Annotated in this window: 15 protein-coding genes; 6 read left to right on the plus strand and 9 right to left on the minus strand. The window is 52.5% G+C overall.

The genetic code is table 11. The features are described from left to right. Nucleotides 1-154: 154 nt before the first annotated feature. Together gltX and ACAW75_RS22925 are read right to left on the minus strand one after the other, a co-directional pair. A complete protein-coding gene (gene gltX, locus ACAW75_RS22920) occupies nucleotides 155-1,693 on the minus strand; it encodes a glutamate--tRNA ligase (RefSeq protein ID WP_370731100.1) in 1,539 nt (512 codons plus the stop codon). Nucleotides 1,694-1,811: 118 nt separating this feature from the next. Further along, complete coding sequence (locus ACAW75_RS22925) at nucleotides 1,812-2,180, minus strand: RidA family protein (RefSeq protein WP_370731101.1); 369 nt, start codon at nucleotides 2,178-2,180, stop codon at nucleotides 1,812-1,814. A gap of 233 nt (nucleotides 2,181-2,413) precedes the next feature. Here ACAW75_RS22925 and ACAW75_RS22930 point away from each other — a divergent pair, with 233 nt between their 5' ends. Next, a complete protein-coding gene (locus ACAW75_RS22930; RefSeq protein WP_370731102.1) occupies nucleotides 2,414-3,007 on the plus strand; it encodes a TIGR04282 family arsenosugar biosynthesis glycosyltransferase in 594 nt (197 codons plus the stop codon). Between the two features lie 41 nt (nucleotides 3,008-3,048). On the opposite strand, the gene ACAW75_RS22935 is transcribed toward ACAW75_RS22930, so the two are convergent. Further along, nucleotides 3,049-4,041 (minus strand): KpsF/GutQ family sugar-phosphate isomerase, encoded by a 993-nt coding sequence (locus ACAW75_RS22935; RefSeq protein WP_370731103.1) that lies wholly within the window; start codon nucleotides 4,039-4,041, stop codon nucleotides 3,049-3,051. A 181-nt stretch (nucleotides 4,042-4,222) separates the two neighbouring features. Here ACAW75_RS22935 and recQ point away from each other — a divergent pair, with 181 nt between their 5' ends. The 3 genes from recQ to ACAW75_RS22950 all read left to right on the plus strand — a co-directional run bounded on the left by recQ (nucleotide 4,223) and on the right by ACAW75_RS22950 (nucleotide 9,128). Beyond that, a complete protein-coding gene (gene recQ, locus ACAW75_RS22940) occupies nucleotides 4,223-6,454 on the plus strand; it encodes a DNA helicase RecQ (protein WP_370731104.1) in 2,232 nt (743 codons plus the stop codon). Nucleotides 6,455-6,566: 112 nt separating this feature from the next. Further along, complete coding sequence (gene purD / locus ACAW75_RS22945) at nucleotides 6,567-7,850, plus strand: phosphoribosylamine--glycine ligase (protein WP_370731105.1); 1,284 nt, start codon at nucleotides 6,567-6,569, stop codon at nucleotides 7,848-7,850. Nucleotides 7,851-7,958: 108 nt separating this feature from the next. Continuing rightward, the gene (locus ACAW75_RS22950) at nucleotides 7,959-9,128 is read left to right on the plus strand and encodes a PSP1 domain-containing protein (protein WP_370731106.1); all 1,170 of its coding nucleotides are present in this window, start codon (nucleotides 7,959-7,961) and stop codon (nucleotides 9,126-9,128) included. Between the two features lie 78 nt (nucleotides 9,129-9,206). On the opposite strand, the gene ACAW75_RS22955 is transcribed toward ACAW75_RS22950, so the two are convergent. From ACAW75_RS22955 to ACAW75_RS22975, 5 genes are all read right to left on the minus strand, one after another. After that, nucleotides 9,207-9,836, minus strand: a complete 630-nt coding sequence (locus ACAW75_RS22955) for a 2OG-Fe(II) oxygenase (RefSeq protein ID WP_370731107.1) — start codon at nucleotides 9,834-9,836, stop codon at nucleotides 9,207-9,209. Beyond that, nucleotides 9,833-10,144 (minus strand): NADH-quinone oxidoreductase subunit NuoK, encoded by a 312-nt coding sequence (nuoK, locus tag ACAW75_RS22960; RefSeq protein WP_370731108.1) that lies wholly within the window; start codon nucleotides 10,142-10,144, stop codon nucleotides 9,833-9,835. Before nuoK ends, ACAW75_RS22955 begins: the two co-directional genes overlap by 4 nt. Nucleotides 10,145-10,208: 64 nt before the next feature. After that, nucleotides 10,209-10,739: an NADH-quinone oxidoreductase subunit J family protein gene (locus tag ACAW75_RS22965; RefSeq protein ID WP_370731109.1), complete on the minus strand. Its 531-nt coding sequence runs from the start codon at nucleotides 10,737-10,739 to the stop codon at nucleotides 10,209-10,211. Between the two features lie 43 nt (nucleotides 10,740-10,782). Beyond that, nucleotides 10,783-12,174, minus strand: a complete 1,392-nt coding sequence (locus tag ACAW75_RS22970) for a 4Fe-4S dicluster domain-containing protein (RefSeq protein WP_370731110.1) — start codon at nucleotides 12,172-12,174, stop codon at nucleotides 10,783-10,785. A 100-nt stretch (nucleotides 12,175-12,274) separates the two neighbouring features. Then, nucleotides 12,275-14,683, minus strand: a complete 2,409-nt coding sequence (locus ACAW75_RS22975) for an alpha-ketoacid dehydrogenase subunit alpha/beta (protein WP_370731111.1) — start codon at nucleotides 14,681-14,683, stop codon at nucleotides 12,275-12,277. Between the two features lie 295 nt (nucleotides 14,684-14,978). Here ACAW75_RS22975 and ACAW75_RS22980 point away from each other — a divergent pair, with 295 nt between their 5' ends. Further along, nucleotides 14,979-15,404 (plus strand): DUF1573 domain-containing protein, encoded by a 426-nt coding sequence (locus tag ACAW75_RS22980; RefSeq protein WP_370731112.1) that lies wholly within the window; start codon nucleotides 14,979-14,981, stop codon nucleotides 15,402-15,404. A 282-nt stretch (nucleotides 15,405-15,686) separates the two neighbouring features. Continuing rightward, entirely contained in the window at nucleotides 15,687-16,589 is a 903-nt protein-coding gene (locus ACAW75_RS22985; RefSeq protein ID WP_370731171.1) for a prohibitin family protein, read from the plus strand. A gap of 85 nt (nucleotides 16,590-16,674) precedes the next feature. Here the strand turns inward: ACAW75_RS22985 and ACAW75_RS22990 are convergent, their stop codons facing one another. Further along, nucleotides 16,675-17,613 (minus strand): alpha/beta hydrolase, encoded by a 939-nt coding sequence (locus ACAW75_RS22990; protein WP_370731113.1) that lies wholly within the window; start codon nucleotides 17,611-17,613, stop codon nucleotides 16,675-16,677. Nucleotides 17,614-17,625: the final 12 nt, after the last annotated feature.

The raw sequence follows: 17,625 nt of genomic DNA on the forward strand, positions 1-17,625 counted from the left end.
TAGATAATTTATTTAACTAAATAGAGATATCTGTCTATTTGCCGAGGGGTACCCTGTATCTCTTATTATTGGCTGGTGCATAGTATCGAGCCGCCGCTACCGGAAGCCACAGGTACGTTGTTTCAACGTACCTGTGGCTTCCGGTAGCGGCGGCTTATTGAAGCGTGGTCATGGCATTGTCCAGGCGCTCGAGCACGCCCGTTTTGCCAACAATTTCCATGGTCAGCATTAGGTCAGGACCCGTACCCAGTCCGGTTAAGGCCAACCGCATGGCCTGCATCACTTTCCCCTGTTTAATACCCGCTTCGGCCAGGGTATTGGCCAGCAGGTGCTTAATGGCGTCGGCTTCAAACGCACCCTTGTAATTGATCAGTGCATCACGGAAGGCCATCACAGCCCGCCGGGCATCGTCGTTCCACTTGGCAGCCTGCACAGCTTCGTCGTAGCTGGTAGGGGCATAAAAAATGGTTTTAGCCTCGGCAAACAGTTCGCTGGCGAAGGTGACGCGTTCTTTAAGTAGCGCCACGATCTTCTCCGCTTTCTCGGCCGAACAGTCAACTCCAGCCTCTTGCGCCTGTTTTTGTACAGTAGGAGCCAGATCACTGGCTGCCTGTTGCCGGATATATTGATGATTGAACCATTTCGCCTTCTCAATATCGAATCGAGCGCCTGCCTTATGGATTTTTTCCAGATCAAAGGCGGCGATCAGTTCATCCATCGTGAAGAGTTCCTGTTCAGTGCCGGGGTTCCAGCCCAGTAACGCCAGGAAGTTAACCAGGGCTTCGGGCAGATACCCATCTTCCCGGAAACCGCGCGCCACCGTGCCCGTAGTTGGGTCTGTCCACTCGAGCGGAAATACTGGAAAACCGCCCAGGTCAGCGTCACGTTTGCTCAGCTTACCATTGCCTTCGGGCTTCAGTAGGAGTGGCAGGTGGGCAAACTGGGGCATCGTATCTTCCCAGCCGAGGTAGCGATAGAGCAGCACGTGCAACGGTGCCGAGGGCAACCATTCTTCGCCCCGAATTACGTGGGTGATCCGCATCAGGTGATCGTCAACCACGTTGGCGAGGTGATAGGTAGGCAGCCCGTCCGACTTCAACAGCACCTTATCATCAATGGCCGACGAATGCACGTTCACCCAACCCCGGACAAGATCGTTGAGCCGGACCTCTTCTTTACGGGGTGTCTTTAGCCGGATCACATACGGTTCGCCACCCTCAATACGGGCCTTTACCTCGTCGGCGGGTAGCGTCAGGGCGTTTTTCATCTGCATCCGCGTAATGGCGTTGTACTGCGCGGCGGGGGCATTGGCCGCCTCGAGCCGTTGCCGCATCGCCTCCAGCTCGTCGGCTGTGTCGAAAGCGTAATACGCTTTGCCTTCCTCAACAAGCCGCAGGGCTTCCTGCTGGTAAATGGCCTTGCGTTCCGACTGCCGGTATGGAGCATCTGGACCAACAGAACCCGTCGCGGTTTGTCCCTCGTCGATCTGAATACCTACCCAGCTGAGGGCGTCAATGATATATTGTTCGGCACCCGGTACAAACCGGTTTTGGTCGGTGTCTTCAATCCGAAGAAGCATCTGTCCGCCCATTTTTCGGGCAAACAGGTAATTATAGAGTGCCGTTCGAACGCCGCCAATATGAAGCGGCCCCGTTGGGCTAGGCGCGAAACGAACGCGTGGAGGAGTTTGCATGAACTGAGGGGAAGAAGGGGAGGAAAGGGACTGGCGGAAGGAGCTTTGCACCGTTACTTAGGTACGTGGGATTGCAAACACCCTTCCTCCCGCCAGTCCCTTTCCTCTCCTTCCTCCTTTATTTTACGGCGATAACTGAGATTTCGACGTTGACGTCTTTAGGGAGGCGGGCTACTTCAACCGTTTCGCGGGCGGGAAAATCGGCGGTGAAAAAGCGGCCATATGTTTCGTTGATAGCGGCGAAGTTATTCAGGTCTTTGACGAAAATGGTTGCCTTCACCACGTTGCTGTACTCCATACCGGCCGCCCGCAAAATAGCGCCCAGGTTTTCCATTACCTGCCGCGTTTCGGCCTGGATATCGCCAAGTGGCGCCAGGTCAGCCGCGATTTGGCCCGATACATACAAGGTGTCGCCGATCTTCACGGCCTGATTATACGGTCCGATCGGCGCAGGCGCCTGGTCGGTATAAATTATTTGCTTCGACATCGTCTTCAATGATATTTACGGTACGCTGGAATAATCCACGGGTTGTACTGGTACGCGGAGTGAAGGGAGTAAAAACGATTACCGCGGCTTTTTACTGTGAACCACGGATTTGCTCTGCTTCACCTTTCCCTTAAATCAAAAATCAGCGGTAATCGTTTTTACTCCCTTCACTCCGCGTACCAGTACAACCCGTGGATTATCCCAGCGTACCAAGTCACAAAAGTACACATCCTATGGCTACCCACCACCTGATCATCTTCGTTAAGAATCCGATTCCCGGCACCGTTAAGACACGCATTGCCCAAACGGTTGGTCATGAAAAGGCCGTTGAGGTATACCGCCACCTACTTCGATACACGCAGCAGATAACGCGCTCTGGTCCCTGGGAGAAAACCGTGTATTACGGTGACTTTGTGAACGAAAACGATGAGTGGCGTGGCTACAGAAAAGCGCTGCAAACAGGCCAGGACCTGGGTGAACGGATGGCCAATGCCTTCCGCGAGCGATTTGCTGCCGGTGCCGAAAAAGTGGTGATTATCGGCAGTGATTGCCTGACTATTACGCAGGAACATATAAATACGGCCTTCAAGTGCCTGGATCAGGTCGATGTGGTGATTGGGCCTGCTACCGACGGAGGGTATTACCTGCTGGGCATGAAAGCGTTGCACATGACTTTGTTTGACCAGATGCCCTGGAGTCAGCCTGCGCTGCGGCGGCTCACCGAGCAGGCCATTCGTCAGCAAGGGCTCACGTTCGACCGCCTCCAGGAACTGACCGACATCGACGAATGGACTGATTATGAGCAGGCCATCCGCGTAGAGAAGTAAAGCAAGGCGTTGTGGCGAGAACTAGCTCTGCTGGCCAGCGATTAAACCAGCCCCTCTTTTAACAGATCGTGAAGGTGAACGAAGCCCACCAACGTACCGGGCGGCGTTCCGCCTGACGGTTCTACAACCAAAATCTGCGTGATATTCCGGCTTTGCATGAGCTCCAGCGCGGCCACGGCGTAATCGTCAGGCGACACGCTGACGGGGTGCTGCGTCATGATATCGCGGGCGCAGAGGTGGCGATAATCATCATACTGACTCACCATACGGCGCACATCCCCGTCGGTAATGATGCCCAGCAACGTACCTGCCCCCGGCCGGTCCAGCACAGCCGTGGCCCCCAATCGCCCGGCCGACATCGTTAGCATGGTGTCGTGTATGCTTTGGTCTGGCGTAACGCAAGGGCACTGATTAGCCGGAAACAGATCGCTTACTTTGAGGTACAGTTTTTTGCCGAGCGAGCCACCAGGATGGTACCGGGCAAAATCCTGCCGGGTGAAGCCCCGGGCTGTAAGCAAGGCAATGGCCAGGGCATCACCGAGGGCCATGGCAACGGTAGTGCTGGTGGTAGGGGCCAGATTCAGCGGGTCAGCTTCCAGGGGGGCGGGTGCCAACAAAACAAAATCAGCCTGTTTGGCCAGGTAGGAGTCGGCTTCACTCACCAACGCGATCAATTTAGCCCCGGTGCGGTGAATGAGCGGAACCAGCACTTTGACCTCGGGCGTGCTGCCGCTTTTCGAAATAGCCAGCACCAGATCGTTGGCTTGCACCATGCCCAGGTCGCCGTGAATGGCATCGGCCGCGTGCATGAACAGGGCAGGAGTGCCTGTCGAATTCAGCGTGGCTACGAGTTTCTGGCCAATCAGGGCACTTTTTCCGACCCCGGTAACCACAACCCGGCCCGGTGAGGCCAGAATAGCAGCTACACAATGGTCGAACTGGCTATCCAGATAATCAATTGCTGCGCGGATCGCATCGGCTTCGGCCAGCAGTACGTCGCGGGCAATCGATTGTAGATTTTTTGTTAGTTTCAACGTCCAGAAATGCTTAGGTAACACAGATGGGTTGTAAATTCGCTAAGTTCCTTCATCATACTATAGACTAAGCCCTACTAAATATAGGTTTTGTCTTACTTTCGAAAAGACCACCCTCACGTAATTATTGACAAAGATAGATACTCACGCAGGCTCCACTCACCTTCCGTAGTAGCGTACCATGATGCAGATTGACAATTCCGTTCAAACAACCCTGAAGGAGCGACTAAAAGAAATATTCGGGTTCGGCCAGTTTCGGGGAGACCAGGAGGCGATTATTCACAATATTCTGGCAGGCCGCAACACGTTTGTCATTATGCCCACCGGGGCCGGCAAATCCTTATGCTATCAGTTGCCCGCCATTGCTTCTGAAGGCACCGCCATCGTGATCTCACCGCTGATTGCCCTGATGAAAAACCAGGTCGATCAGCTCAATGCCTTTGGCATTAACGCACAGTTTCTGAATTCGACACTCTCGAAGGCCGAGATGACGAAAGTGAAAAAGGATACCCTCAACGGTACCCTCAAACTACTTTACATTGCCCCCGAGTCACTGACAAAAGAGGAAAACCTCGATTTCCTGAAAAAAGCGTGTATATCCTTTGTGGCCATCGATGAAGCTCACTGTATTTCGGAGTGGGGCCACGATTTCAGACCTGAATACCGTAAGATCCGGGGTATCGTCGACAATATCGGCCATCACTCGGGCCGGATGGGTTTACCCGTCATTGCCCTAACGGCTACGGCCACGCCCAAAGTGCAGATCGATATTCAGAAAAACCTGAATATGGAAGATGCCGACGTCTACAAAACGTCGTTCAACCGGAAGAATCTCTATTACGAGATCAAACCTAAGGTGGATGCTAAAAAAGCGCTGATCAAGTACGTTAAGCAGAACAAGGGAAAGTCAGGTATTGTGTATTGCCTGAGCCGCAAAACGGCGGAGGACATTGCCGAACTGCTGCGCGTAAATGACGTAAAAGCGCTACCCTATCACGCTGGCCTTGACCCGCAAACGCGGATGAATAACCAGGATGCTTTTCTGAACGAAGAGGTCGACGTGGTTTGTGCCACTATCGCCTTTGGGATGGGGATCGATAAGCCGGATGTGCGGTTTGTAATTCACTACGATGCGCCCAAGTCGCTGGAAGGGTACTACCAGGAAACAGGCCGGGCCGGGCGCGACGGGCTGGAAGGAAACTGCGTGATGTTCTATAGCTATGATGATATTCTGAAGCTGGAGAAATTCAACAAAGACAAGCCGGTCACCGAGCGCGACAACGCCAAACACCTGCTGGCCGAAATGGTGTCCTATTCCAACCTGGGCGTATGTCGGCGGCGGCAGCTACTGGGGTATTTCGGGGAATACGTTGAGAAAGATTGCGGTTTCTGCGATAACTGCCTGAAGCCAACTCCCAGGTTTAAAGCACAGGCCGAGATTGTGCTGGCGCTACAAACCGTGCTGCAGACCGATCAGCGGTTCGACGTCAGTCACCTGGCCGATGTGCTGACAGCCACCGACAACCAGTATGTGACCAGCTACGAACACGACAAACTGGACCTGTACGGAAAGGGTAAATCATTCAGCGAAGACTGCAACGTCTGGTGTTCGCTCATCAAGCAGATTACGATCTACGGCTTCCTGGAAAAAGACGTCGATAATTACGGCGTATTGCGCCTGACGCAAAAGGGCATGAACTACATCGAAGACCCTTACCCGGTCATGCTCTCGCAGGATCACGACTACGAGCAGCAAACCGCCGATGCAAAAGAAGAAGCCGATGATGCGGCGGCTCAGGCGGCGAGTGGAGGCAACGCCTACGATGAAGAACTGCTGGGTCTGCTGAAAGCCCTTCGTAAGAAGATCGCCAAAGAAAAAAATCTGCCCCCCTATGTCATCTTCCAGGACCCGTCTATGGAAGAAATGGCCACAACGTACCCGGTTACGCGGGAAGAGATGGCCCAGATCAACGGCGTGGGCATGGGCAAGGTGCAGAAATTCGGCAAGCCCTTCATTGACCTCATCGCCAAATACGTTGACGAAAACGAGATCGAAACGGATAAGGATGTAGTGGTCAAATCGACGGTGAATAAATCGAAGATCAAGATTTATATCATCCAGCAGATCGACCGTAAAGTAGATCTCGAAGAAATTGCCGAAGCCAAAGGGCTTACCTTAGTCGATCTGGTCGAGGAGGTGGAACATATCTGTTATTCAGGTACCCGCCTGAACCTCGATTACTACATCGACCAGATTATTGACGAAGACCGGCAGGAAGAGATTTTTGAGTATTTCATGCGGGCCGAAACCGACAACATTGCCGTTGCCCTCAAGGAATTTGACAGTGATGATTTTACCGAACAGGAACTGCGCCTGATGCGTATCAAATTCCTGTCGGAAGTAGCCAATTAAAAAAGTGTCAAGTTTCAGGTATCAAGTGTCAGGTGCTTCGCTTAACAACAAACTGTGAGTAAGCGAAGCACCTGACACTTGATACCTGAAACTTGACACTCGAAACCCTCTAATGAATATACTTCTACTTGGCTCTGGCGGACGTGAACATGCGTTTGCGTGGAAACTGACCCAGAGTCCTTTGTGCGATACGCTTTATGTAGCCCCCGGTAATGCCGGCACGGCGCAAATCGCCACTAACCTGCCTGTCGGTTTTTCTGATTTTGCCGCCATTGCCGAAGCGGTTCGTACCTACCAGATCGATCTGGTCGTAGTTGGCCCCGAAGAACCACTGGTGAAAGGCGTAGTTGATTACCTGCGTCAGCAACCCGGTCTGGCCAAGCTACGCATTGTTGGCCCCGACGCCAGAGGCGCCCAGCTAGAGGGTAGCAAAGACTTTTCCAAGCGGTTCATGGCCCAGTACAACGTACCTACGGCGGCGTCGCAAACGTTCAGTAAGGAGACTATCGACGCGGGCTTAACGTACCTGGAAAGTCATTCGTTGCCAATCGTATTGAAGGCCGATGGATTGGCCGCCGGAAAAGGCGTGATTATTGCCGAGACGGTTCAGGAGGCGCAGCATACACTGCGGGAAATGCTCGATGGCCGGTTTGGAGAGGCAGGTGACCGGGTAGTGATCGAGCAGTTTTTACGGGGAATTGAGCTGTCTGTTTTTGTGTTGAGTGATGGCGTGAACTACAAAATTCTGCCCGAAGCTAAAGACTATAAACGGATTGGTGAAGGTGATACAGGCCCTAATACCGGTGGTATGGGGGCCGTCTCGCCGGTTGTGTTTGCTAATAAAGCGTTTCTTCAGAAGGTGGAAGAGCGTGTTGTGAAACCTACGCTAGCGGGCCTGCAACAGGAAGGGATCGTATATAAAGGTTTCATTTTCATTGGTTTAATGAACGTGAAGAGTGAGCCCGTCGTCATTGAGTATAATGCGCGTATGGGTGACCCTGAAACAGAAGCCGTTTTGCCCCGTATCCAGACTGATCTGGTGGAATTACTGGTGGCGGCGGCTGATGGGGAATTAGACAAGGTAACGATGCAGGTGTCGCCGCAGACTGCCGTCACAACGGTGCTGGTTGCTGGTGGGTACCCCGACGTTTATGAGAAGGGTAAACCGATAACAGACCTTGACCGGCTAGACGATGTCACGGCGTTTCACGCGGGCACAACCAGCCTCGATGGTTCGGTCGTGACCAACGGTGGGCGGGTGCTGGCCATTACGGCCCTGGCAAACTCGCTCGAAAATGCCGTTCGGAAGTCGCAGGAGGCGGCCCGAACGGTGCATTATGACGGAAAGTATTTCCGAAAAGATATAGGACTGGATCTGATCCGGTACCAAGACTGAGTGTACTGTTCGCTGTGTACCGTTTTTCGTTGCTTCGCCTAAACAAGATGTTGGTGGATAAGCAGCGCAACAGTAAACAGAAGACAGTAAACGAAAAACTGAAAAAAAATGGGATGTCAATCCTGTGCGGTTGGCGGATGTGGGTCTCGGGCGAAAACAACTGTTGTGGCGGGTGGCGAAACGGCTACTGCAACGGCAGGTTGTTCGAGCGGGGGCTGCTCATCTGGTGGCTGCAATAAACTGAATTCATTCGACTGGCTAAGCGATATGACGCCGATTGCCGGTCCGGCCTACGGGGTCGTGGAAGTGAAATTTAAAGGAGGTCGGAAAGAGTATTTCCGCAACGTGCATAACCTGGACCTGACCACCGGCGATTTTGTGGTGTGCGAAATGACGTCGGGCTACCACCTGGGGGCGGTCTCGATGCAGGGTGATCTGGTTCGGCTGCAATTGAAACGCAAGCACGTTCAGATCAACGACGATACGAAGGCAATTCATCGCCTGGCTTCAGCCCGTGACCTGGAGAAGCACGAACAAGCCGTTTTGCGCGACCTGCCGAGCCTTTACCGTGCTCGTGAGATTGTACGCGAACTGAAGCTTCATATGAAATTGTCGGATGTGGAGTTTCAGTCCGACAATACGAAGGCCACGTTTTATTATTCATCGGAAGAACGCGTTGATTTTCGAGAGCTGATCAAAATGCTGGCGGGCGAATTCAAAGTGCGCGTTGAAATGCGGCAAATAAGCTTACGTCAAGAGGCGGGACGCATTGGCGGTATCGGCTCCTGTGGACGCGAACTATGCTGCTCCACCTGGCTCACCGACTTTAAGAACATCACTACCTCGGCAGCGCGCTACCAAAATCTGTCGCTCAACCCAGCTAAGCTATCGGGCCAATGCGGGCGATTAAAATGCTGCCTCAACTATGAGCTAGACACCTACGTTGATGCCTTACGCGATATTCCGACGGTAGAAAAGCCGCTGGAAACGCAGAAAGGCCGCGCGTTTTTGCAGAAGACCGACATCTTCCGTAAGATCATGTGGTTTGGCTACAGCTCAGAAAGCACCTGGCATCCGCTGCCGATCAAACGGGTAGTAGAGATTGTGGCCTTGAATAAGCAAGGCGTCATTCCCGAATCGTTCGACGTGCTAACGCCAGTTGGTGAGAAAGAGGTTGTGCCGCTAGCGGCCCTCAACGCCGACCTTACCCAACTCGACAAAAAGTACGCTATTCGCGGCGGTGGCGGCGGAAGTGGTAAAAAGAAAAAGAAACGGTAAGCGTAATGTTAAAAAAGCCCCTGACTCAATAGCAGGGGCTTTTTTACTACCTGATAGGAGGTAATCTGCCAGTGGAGATTAAGCCGTGCGTAACCAGCCGGTGAGGCTGAGGCGATCGCGGGTGGCGGGAAGCACTTCGTGTTCCAGCAGGCCACTATCGAAGCAAACCAGTCGGCCGCCAACGGGGTCAATGAGCGTAGTTTTTTCATTGCCATCTGCCTGGGGCAAGTACACTGCCAACTGCCCGCCGTCTGTAGATTGCCAGTTGTCGTTGAGGTAGCAGATCACCGAGAGTCTGCGCCTTGAATCGGAGCGAAAGCGGTCGAGGTGGCGTTTATAGAACGTACCTACGGGGTAGCGGGCATAATGCAGTTCGCTGTCGCGTAGTCCCAGGTAACAGGTGCGGTTGACGTACCCGATAAACTGATCGATGCGCTCCAGAAAAGCGGTTTCTTCGGGCGTTGCTGAATCGGCATCGAGCCATAGAATTTCGTCGCCCCGAATAGTCTTCTCAACAGCCGCCTGCCCGTTTTGGTCGGCTGCCCGGCCAATGCCCGCTTCGCGAAACTGCCCCGCTGCCTGCCGTTCCCGTAGCCGGTTTTGTAAGGCTGTTACCTCATTGGGCGCGAGAAAGGCATCAACTACACCGTATCCGGTAGTAAGAACGCCATCAATGAGCGATTCGAACAGCGTCTCTGAATCTGTCATTGGTGAAGGTCAGTAAGTTCGTCGAGCCGCACCGTCCGAAAATGCCGGTACACCTGAATGACCATCGACAGCGCTACCGCAGCTTCGGCAGCGGCCACCACCATCACAAACAAGCTGAATAACTGCCCCTGTAATCGATCGGGATCGTACTGACTGAAAGCTACCAGGTTCAGATTCACGGCGTTGAGCATCAATTCAATGCCCATTAGCACAACAACGGCATGCCGTTTCGTGAGCACCACCGCCAACCCAATACTGAACAGTGCTGCTGCGACTAAAAGAAGAATTCCAGCAAGTTGAAGTTCCATGTCGATAATGACTAATAACCAATCGTTCCGAGCAGCTACGTTGCGCAGCAGAGCAATTGGTCATTCATTTTTTATACTTAGCCAGATAGCCTGCCCCTACCAACGCCACGAGCAGAAGGATACTGATCATCTCAAACGGAAGCACATACTCCGTCATGAGTTGCTGGCCAATGACGTCGATCGTTGTCGGGACCGTGGCAAGGGGGCGGTCGAATACCACAAAATGAGCATTGATCAGCAAACGGCTCAGCCCCCAAAACAGGCCACCCGCCAGCAAAATAGCCAGCCAGGGCCGACGATTTTCCGTTAGGATTGCATTAGAACGTTCGTTGGCGGGCTTCCCATCGGGTAATACGGAAGGCTGTTTATTGGTTAACATAACGCCAAACAGCACCAATACCAGCACACCACCAACATATACGACTAGTTGTGAAACAGCCAGAAAATCGGCACCCACAAACACAAACAGCGCTGCTACCCCAACCAGTGTCAGCAAGAGCAGATAAGCGGCATATAACACGTTACGCGTCAATAACAACCCAACGGCGCTGGACAGGGTTATGACAATGAACGAGAAAAAGGCGACCTGGATCAACGCAAGTAGGGGTTAACAGTAAGGCCTGACTAGCTCACACGCACTAATCAGATGATTTTGGTTTCATAGTGGGCCTGAATGCCGGCTTAGGCTTTGTGGGTGGTGTTGCCTCTGGCTGAATGGGCGGGGTTTCCTGTTCATCCAATGCTTCCGTAGCAGCTTCAGGCATGGCCGGTTTTGCGGCAGCCGGCTTCATGGTTGGCTTAAAAGCTGGTTTTGGCTTGACGATGGCCTGCTCAGCAGTAGCAGGGAGCGTTGGTTCACCGCTGGAAGATGGCTCTGGCACACTGCCCGGTTCGTCAGCACCAACTGGTTTTGGCGCAGCCGGTTTCATCGACGGCCTGAACGCTGGCTTTGGTTTGGGCGCCGCTTCGGGAGCGTCGTCTGGTTGGGTAACTGATGCCGCTGTCGATACTGGCTTCATCGTTGGTCGGAAGGGGGCCGTCTTTTTAGGAGCAGCTTCAGGTACGTCCTTGTCGACGGCGCTCAACGGCTCGGTAACATGAGGCTGCTCGGCCACACCCTCCATCGCTATCGCCTCTGCTTCGGTAGGAGCGGGATCAGTGAGCGGGTGTAGCTGGCTCCCCTCCGTTGAATTCCCCGTTTCAACTGGTGGCGCCGACGCCGGATTGGCTGCTTTTGCCGCCGGTTTCATGCCCGGTCGAAAAACGGGCCGTGGTTTTGGCGTAACAGGTTCAGGTACGTTCGGTTCAACCGCAGGAGCTGCCGCCGATGCAGGCTCAGGTACGTTGCTCGGCTCTGTGGCGGCATCTGGGCTTGCTTTTGCCGCCGGTTTCATGCCTGGCCTGAATGCCGGTTTCGGTTTGGTAGCTAGTGGCTCTGTATTCGTTACGGCTGCCTGCTCTTCCTTGCTACGTTTGGCCGCTTCTTTTTCGAGAATAAACTGCTCATACAAAGTTCGTTTCTCGTTGGCTTGTTCGGGCGTCAGGTTCGCAAATTCGTAGGTCAGATCACCAAGCTCGAACGTACTGTAGTCGAACTTCTTCTCCATCGTCAGGCATTCTGTGGGGCAAACGGCTGTGCAGAGGCCACAGTAACAGCACTTAGCCATGTCGATGTCGAACTGAGCCGCATAAAGCCGGATCGGCGACCCATCAGAAGCACGTCCTACTTCTTCGGTGGCCTTGATCGGGTCGATCGTGATGCAGTCTACGGGGCAAACTTTAGCGCATTTATCGCAGACAATACAATCGTCTATCTCGTTATGAAGGCGATAGCGACCATTATCCGGGATGGGTAGCTGTTCGTGTGGGTATTGCAACGTGACAAGCCCGTCTTTCAGATCGAAATAAGCGTTATCTGCCACGCCGACCGCTTCACGTCGGTGCGTGGCATGCCGAAGGTGGCGCGCCGTCAGGCTCAGTCCCTTCAGGGTGGTACGGATACCGTTGCGTATATCTGAGAAATAAGACATGGTTTTATTTTAACCGCAAAGACGCTGAGTTCATCGCAAAGAAGGCAGGAATTCTCGTCAATCTTTGCGGCAAGCCTGGCGTCTTTACGGTTAAAATGGATCAATAGAGGGCTGGGAACCGATTTGGTTCGGCTTCACTCATCAACGCGTAAACCGCTTCGAAGACGTCGTCGGTAGAGGGTTTCGAAAAATAATCACCGTCGGAGCCATAAGGAGGGCGGTGTGCTTTAGCGGTTAGCGTGCGCGGCGGCGAATCCAGATAACGATACCCATCCTGCTGGTCCAGCACCTGTTGCATCATATAGGCTGACGCACCACCTGGAAAGTCTTCGTCGGCAAACAAAACCCGGCTTGTCTTTTTAAGCGACTCGACGATGGTGCCCGTCAGATCGAAAGGCAATAGCGTCTGTACATCAATGACTTCAACAGAAATGCCTGTTTCGGCTAGCTGAGCAGTGGCATCCATCACAATCCGGCACATAGACCCATAGGTGACCACCGTTACGTCAGACCCTTCCTGTAATATATCAGGAGCGCCCAGTGGCAGGCAGAAGTCAGCAATATTGTTGGGCAGGCGTTCTTTGTATCGATAGCCGTTCAGGCATTCGACCAGAAGCGCCGGGTCATCACCTTTAATGAGCGTATTATAAAAGCCAGCGGCCTGCACCATATTGCGCGGCACCAACACATGAATGCCACGCAGACTATTGAGCATGGCGCCCATTGGCGACCCCGAATGCCAGATGCCTTCCAGCCGGTGGCCGCGTGTACGGATAATAACCGGTGCCTTTTGGCCCCCTTTCGTGCGGTAATGCAGCGTAGCCAGGTCATCGGTCAGCGTAGCGAGCGCGTAAAAGATGTAATCGAAATACTGAATTTCTACGATGGGGCGAAGGCCGCGCATGGCCAGCCCGATTCCCTGGCCAATAATGGTCGTCTCGCGAATGCCGGTGTCGGTGATGCGTAGATGACCGTATTTCTCCTGAAGGCCCGCAAAGCCCTGGTTTACATCACCAATATGCCCAACATCTTCCCCAATAGCAACGGCACGTGGTTCCCGGCTAAACAGACTATCGAAGTACCGTTGCATAATCAGGTATCCATCGATTGTAGGGCTCTCATCGGAATAGTGCGCTGGAACTGGCGTCACCCGCAATGGTGATTCGTCGGACTGGCTGTACAAATGGGAGCTAAAGCGATCGGTATGTTGCTCGCTCGTGTTGGCGAGCCAGCGTAGCAGCGCCTGTTTGCCCGGGCCTTGATCAGCACGAAGCAGCCGCAATGCTTTCCGGACGGCCGATACTGAATCCCGATAGATAGGCGTGACGGTCTTTTGCAATTCCATCCGAATGGCCATTATATCGGCCGACTTTGGCTGGTTTCGGGCTACTTGTTGCAGCAAATCCAGCGCCTCCGACTGCTCGTTTGCCATGGCGCTCTGATATGCCTTCCAGGCCGCATTGCGAGCGTCTCTAGCGGTACTTAGCGCCTTTTTCTCAAGCTCGATCAGTTCGTCTTCGGTGGCAATCGCGTTCGCTAAAATCCAGCTACGAAACTGTCGGTTGCAATCATGTTCACGCTCCCAGGCCAGCCGATCGGATGATTTGTAACGTTCATGCGATCCCGAGCTTGAATGGCCCTGTGGTTGGGTCAGCTCCTGGACGTGTACCAGCACAGGTACGTGTTCGGTACGGCAAATGTGGGCAGCCCGTTCATAGGTGTCCATCAGGGCAGTATAATCCCAGCCTTTAACCGTAAAAATAGCAAACCCCTGGTCATGTTCGTCACGCTGGAAACCAGCTAATGCCTTTGAAATACTGCCTTTTGTAGTTTGTAATTCTACAGGTACCGATATGCCGTACCCATCGTCCCAGACAGACACAAGTAAAGGGACCTGAAGGACCCCCGCGGCGTTTATGGTTTCCCAAAACATACCCTGAGAGGTAGATGCGTCGCCAATAGTGGCAAACGTGACCTCATTACCCTGATGGGAGAACTGGGTCAGACTCGACAAATCCGGGTTGTTTCGGTATAATTTAGAGGCATAGGCCAAACCCACAGAGCGGGGTATTTGGCCGGCGGTAGGGGCAATGTCACAGGCCGAATTAAACAGGTCTGTCTGGTTACGCCAATGCCCCTGTTGATCGAGCCAACGGGTGGCGAAATGGCCATTCATTGACCGGCCAGCCGTATTGGGATCATGCGCAAGATCGGTATGCGCATAAAGTTGAGCAAAGAATTCGGACCAGCGCAGTTCACCCAGCGCAGCAACGAACGTTTGGTCGCGATAATAACCTGACCGGAAATCGCCTCGCTGAAAAGCACGGGCAGCAGCCAGTTGAGCCAGCTCTTTGCCATCACCAAAAATGCCGAATTTAGCCCGGCCGCCCATCACGTCCTTTCGGCCTAGCAAACTGACCTGCCGACTTTCGCAGGCAATTTGGTAATCGGCCAGGATTGCATCCCGTCTTAGAGCGTCCGTTGTGCGAAGAGATTCATTTGCAATCACAGCATGGGCACAGGTTTATGGTCAAAATTCAAACTGATGAAGTAGTGCGTTGACTAAGTGATGGATAGAAAAAGCAACACGATTTAAACCTTATCTACGGTCAATACTCTAATGCAACAGCAGGCAGGTCATGAAAAGTAAAAGTACGGCAAAGGAATCCATCGATCAAAAAAACGATTTTTTCGATTTCTTTGTTGAAACCACAACCGCCAAACAGTCTTTGGCAAAGCGTTTGTGGTATATTTGTTTTAGCATCTGAATCTACCAGACAACCAAACCAATATCTGATTAAACAATGAAAACCGCATTATCACTTTTCGTAGCTCTTTTTGCCTTTGTTAGTGTTAGCTTCGCCCAGGACGGGGTCGCTACGTTCGCCAAAGAAGCCCATGACTTTGGTAAAATTGAGCAAGGTAAGCCCGTAACGTATGTATTCACTTTCAAGAATACAGGTACTGCTCCTATTGTAGTGACAGATGCTACTGCTTCTTGTGGCTGCACAAAACCATCGTGGTCGAAAGATCCGGTTGCGCCAGGTCAGACTGGTAGCGTGTCGGCTACATTCAATGCGGCTGGTATGGGGCCATTCAACAAAACGGTTACTGTGACCAGCAACGCTAAGACCTCAACCGTATACCTGACTCTGAAAGGTGAAGTTGTCTCAAAAGAGGCAGCAGAAGCGGCTCAGGCGGCGTCGGGCAAGAAAAAAGGAACCAAGTAAATACGTTTCAGGCCTTATGCTGCCAGCCGCCTTGCGCTGCTACTTGGCAAGGCGAATTGAGCGCTGGCATCTGAAACGCCAGGCCGAAACATAGTAAAACTCTTTTACTGAAGGGTTAATTGATCAAGTAGTACCTGAAAAGCATTCGGTAGTGTACCGGGTGCTTTTTTGTTTGTCCAACCGGGCGACCGATACTACAGGCCCGTGTCCGTTCTTCCCGTGTCTGTTGCCAAGGGGCTGAAATTGACTACGTTTGATGCGTTCTTAACCACGCAGAAAACCATGTTTTTTATTATTATCGGTATTGCTGTGCTCATTGCAGGCTTTGCCATTAACACACCAGCGCTATCGTTTTCACGCTACGCTCGCCCAGTAAAGGTTATTGGTACTATTCTGGTCATTCTGGGTGCGCTGACGGCCAGTATTCGGCAGATTGACGCCGGGCAAGTTGGCGTTGTATCACTCTTCGGTAAAGTGACCGACCTAGTATTGATGCCGGGCCTGAACTTTGTCAATCCACTCGCTACGGTTACCGAATTTGACGTAAAAACGCAGAACTACACCATGTCGGCCGATATCGATGAAGGCGAAAAGAGAGGAGACGATGCCATTCGTGTCTTAACGGCCGACGGGTTGGAAGTAGTCGTTGACCTAACTGTTTTGTACCGGGTCATTCAGGCTGACGCACCCCGCATTTATCGGGAAATCGGTACCGACTATAACGAGAAGATCGTCAGACCCGTCACGCGCACACGCATTCGGGATAATGCCGTCTATTACGACGCAGTGGCACTTTACTCAACTCGCCGGGATGAGTTTCAAAACCGGATTTACAAGAGCATCGAAACGGACTTCCGCAAACGTGGCCTGTTGCTAGAGCAACTGTTGATACGGAAAATTAATCTGCCAGCCTCCGTAAAACTGACTATCGAATCAAAAATCAGTGCGGAGCAGGAGGCGCAAAAAATGCAGTTTGTCTTACAGAAGGAACGTCAGGAAGCCGAACGTAAGCGAGTTGAGGCGCAGGGTATTGCCGATTATCAGAAAATTTTATCGACAGGTTTGAGTGATAAACAGTTGCAGTATGAGCAGATTAAAGCGCAAAAAGAACTGGCTGCGTCGCCCAATGCGAAAATCGTAATTATGAATGGACGGGGCAATGCACCTTTATTACTGAGCAACTAGGTGTCTGGAAATGAGGTCATTAAGGTGGACAAGCAGTTGATCGCGACCCAGTTTGATGCTATCAACACCTTAATGACCCATTAGCTCACTTGCCTACTGGTAATTGTTTCAACCAATTTTCAAGCGCTATAGGCCAGGTAGCTACCGATTCACCAGCTTTTGTACGTAACGCAAAACCATGTCCGCCAGTTGGATATAGGTGCATTTCTGCCGGAATTTTTTGTTGCAGGCAGGCCAGATAATAATCAATGCTATTTTCGACAGGAACCGTTTTATCATCCATTGAGTGAACCAGAAAAGTAGGTGGCGTAGTGGCCGAAACCTGCTTTTCGTTCGAGTAATAATTAATCCAGCTGGGGTCAGTTGCTAACGTACCTAGCAGTTTTGTCCGTGATCCGGCATGCGCTTTATCACCAAAGGTGATAACAGGATACATGAGTATGGAGAAGTTGGGCTTCGCTAGTTGGTCGGCCCCTGGCCCTTTGTCGTAATGCGTTGATAGCGTAGAAGCCAGATGCCCCCCCGCCGAAAAGCCCATCACGCCAATCTGGTTTGGATTAATATTATACCGTTTTGCCTGCTGGCGGATTAAACGCATTCCCTGCATGGCATCGGCAAGCGGCGCTTCATGTGGTGTTTGTTGTAGCCGCGGGTCGGGCAGCCGATACTTCAATACGAACGCGGTAATGCCTCGCTCTGCGAACCAGTTGGCTATAGCAGATCCTTCATGCTCGGCTGCCAGGATAGAGTAGCCACCGCCCGGACATATCATAACTGCGGTGCCTGTTGCTGCAAGGGTTGCTGCGTTCTTGGCTGGGTAAACGGTCAGTGTTGGAGTTACTACGTCGCTGATACGCATGATTCCACCACTCGTTACGCTCTTCTCAGTGATCGTTGTCGATTGAGCACCGGCAAGCACATTGGGCATATTATTGGCCGGCCACAGCGGCAATACCTCCTGCGCCATTGCGGTCATGGAAAAAAGGCAGGCTACACCCAGCCTGGTTAGCGTAGATAAATACATAAAAAAGGGCTT

Origin of the sequence: Fibrella arboris (assembly GCF_041321095.1) — a bacterium.
Classification (GTDB): Bacteria; Bacteroidota; Bacteroidia; order Cytophagales; family Spirosomataceae; genus Fibrella; species Fibrella arboris.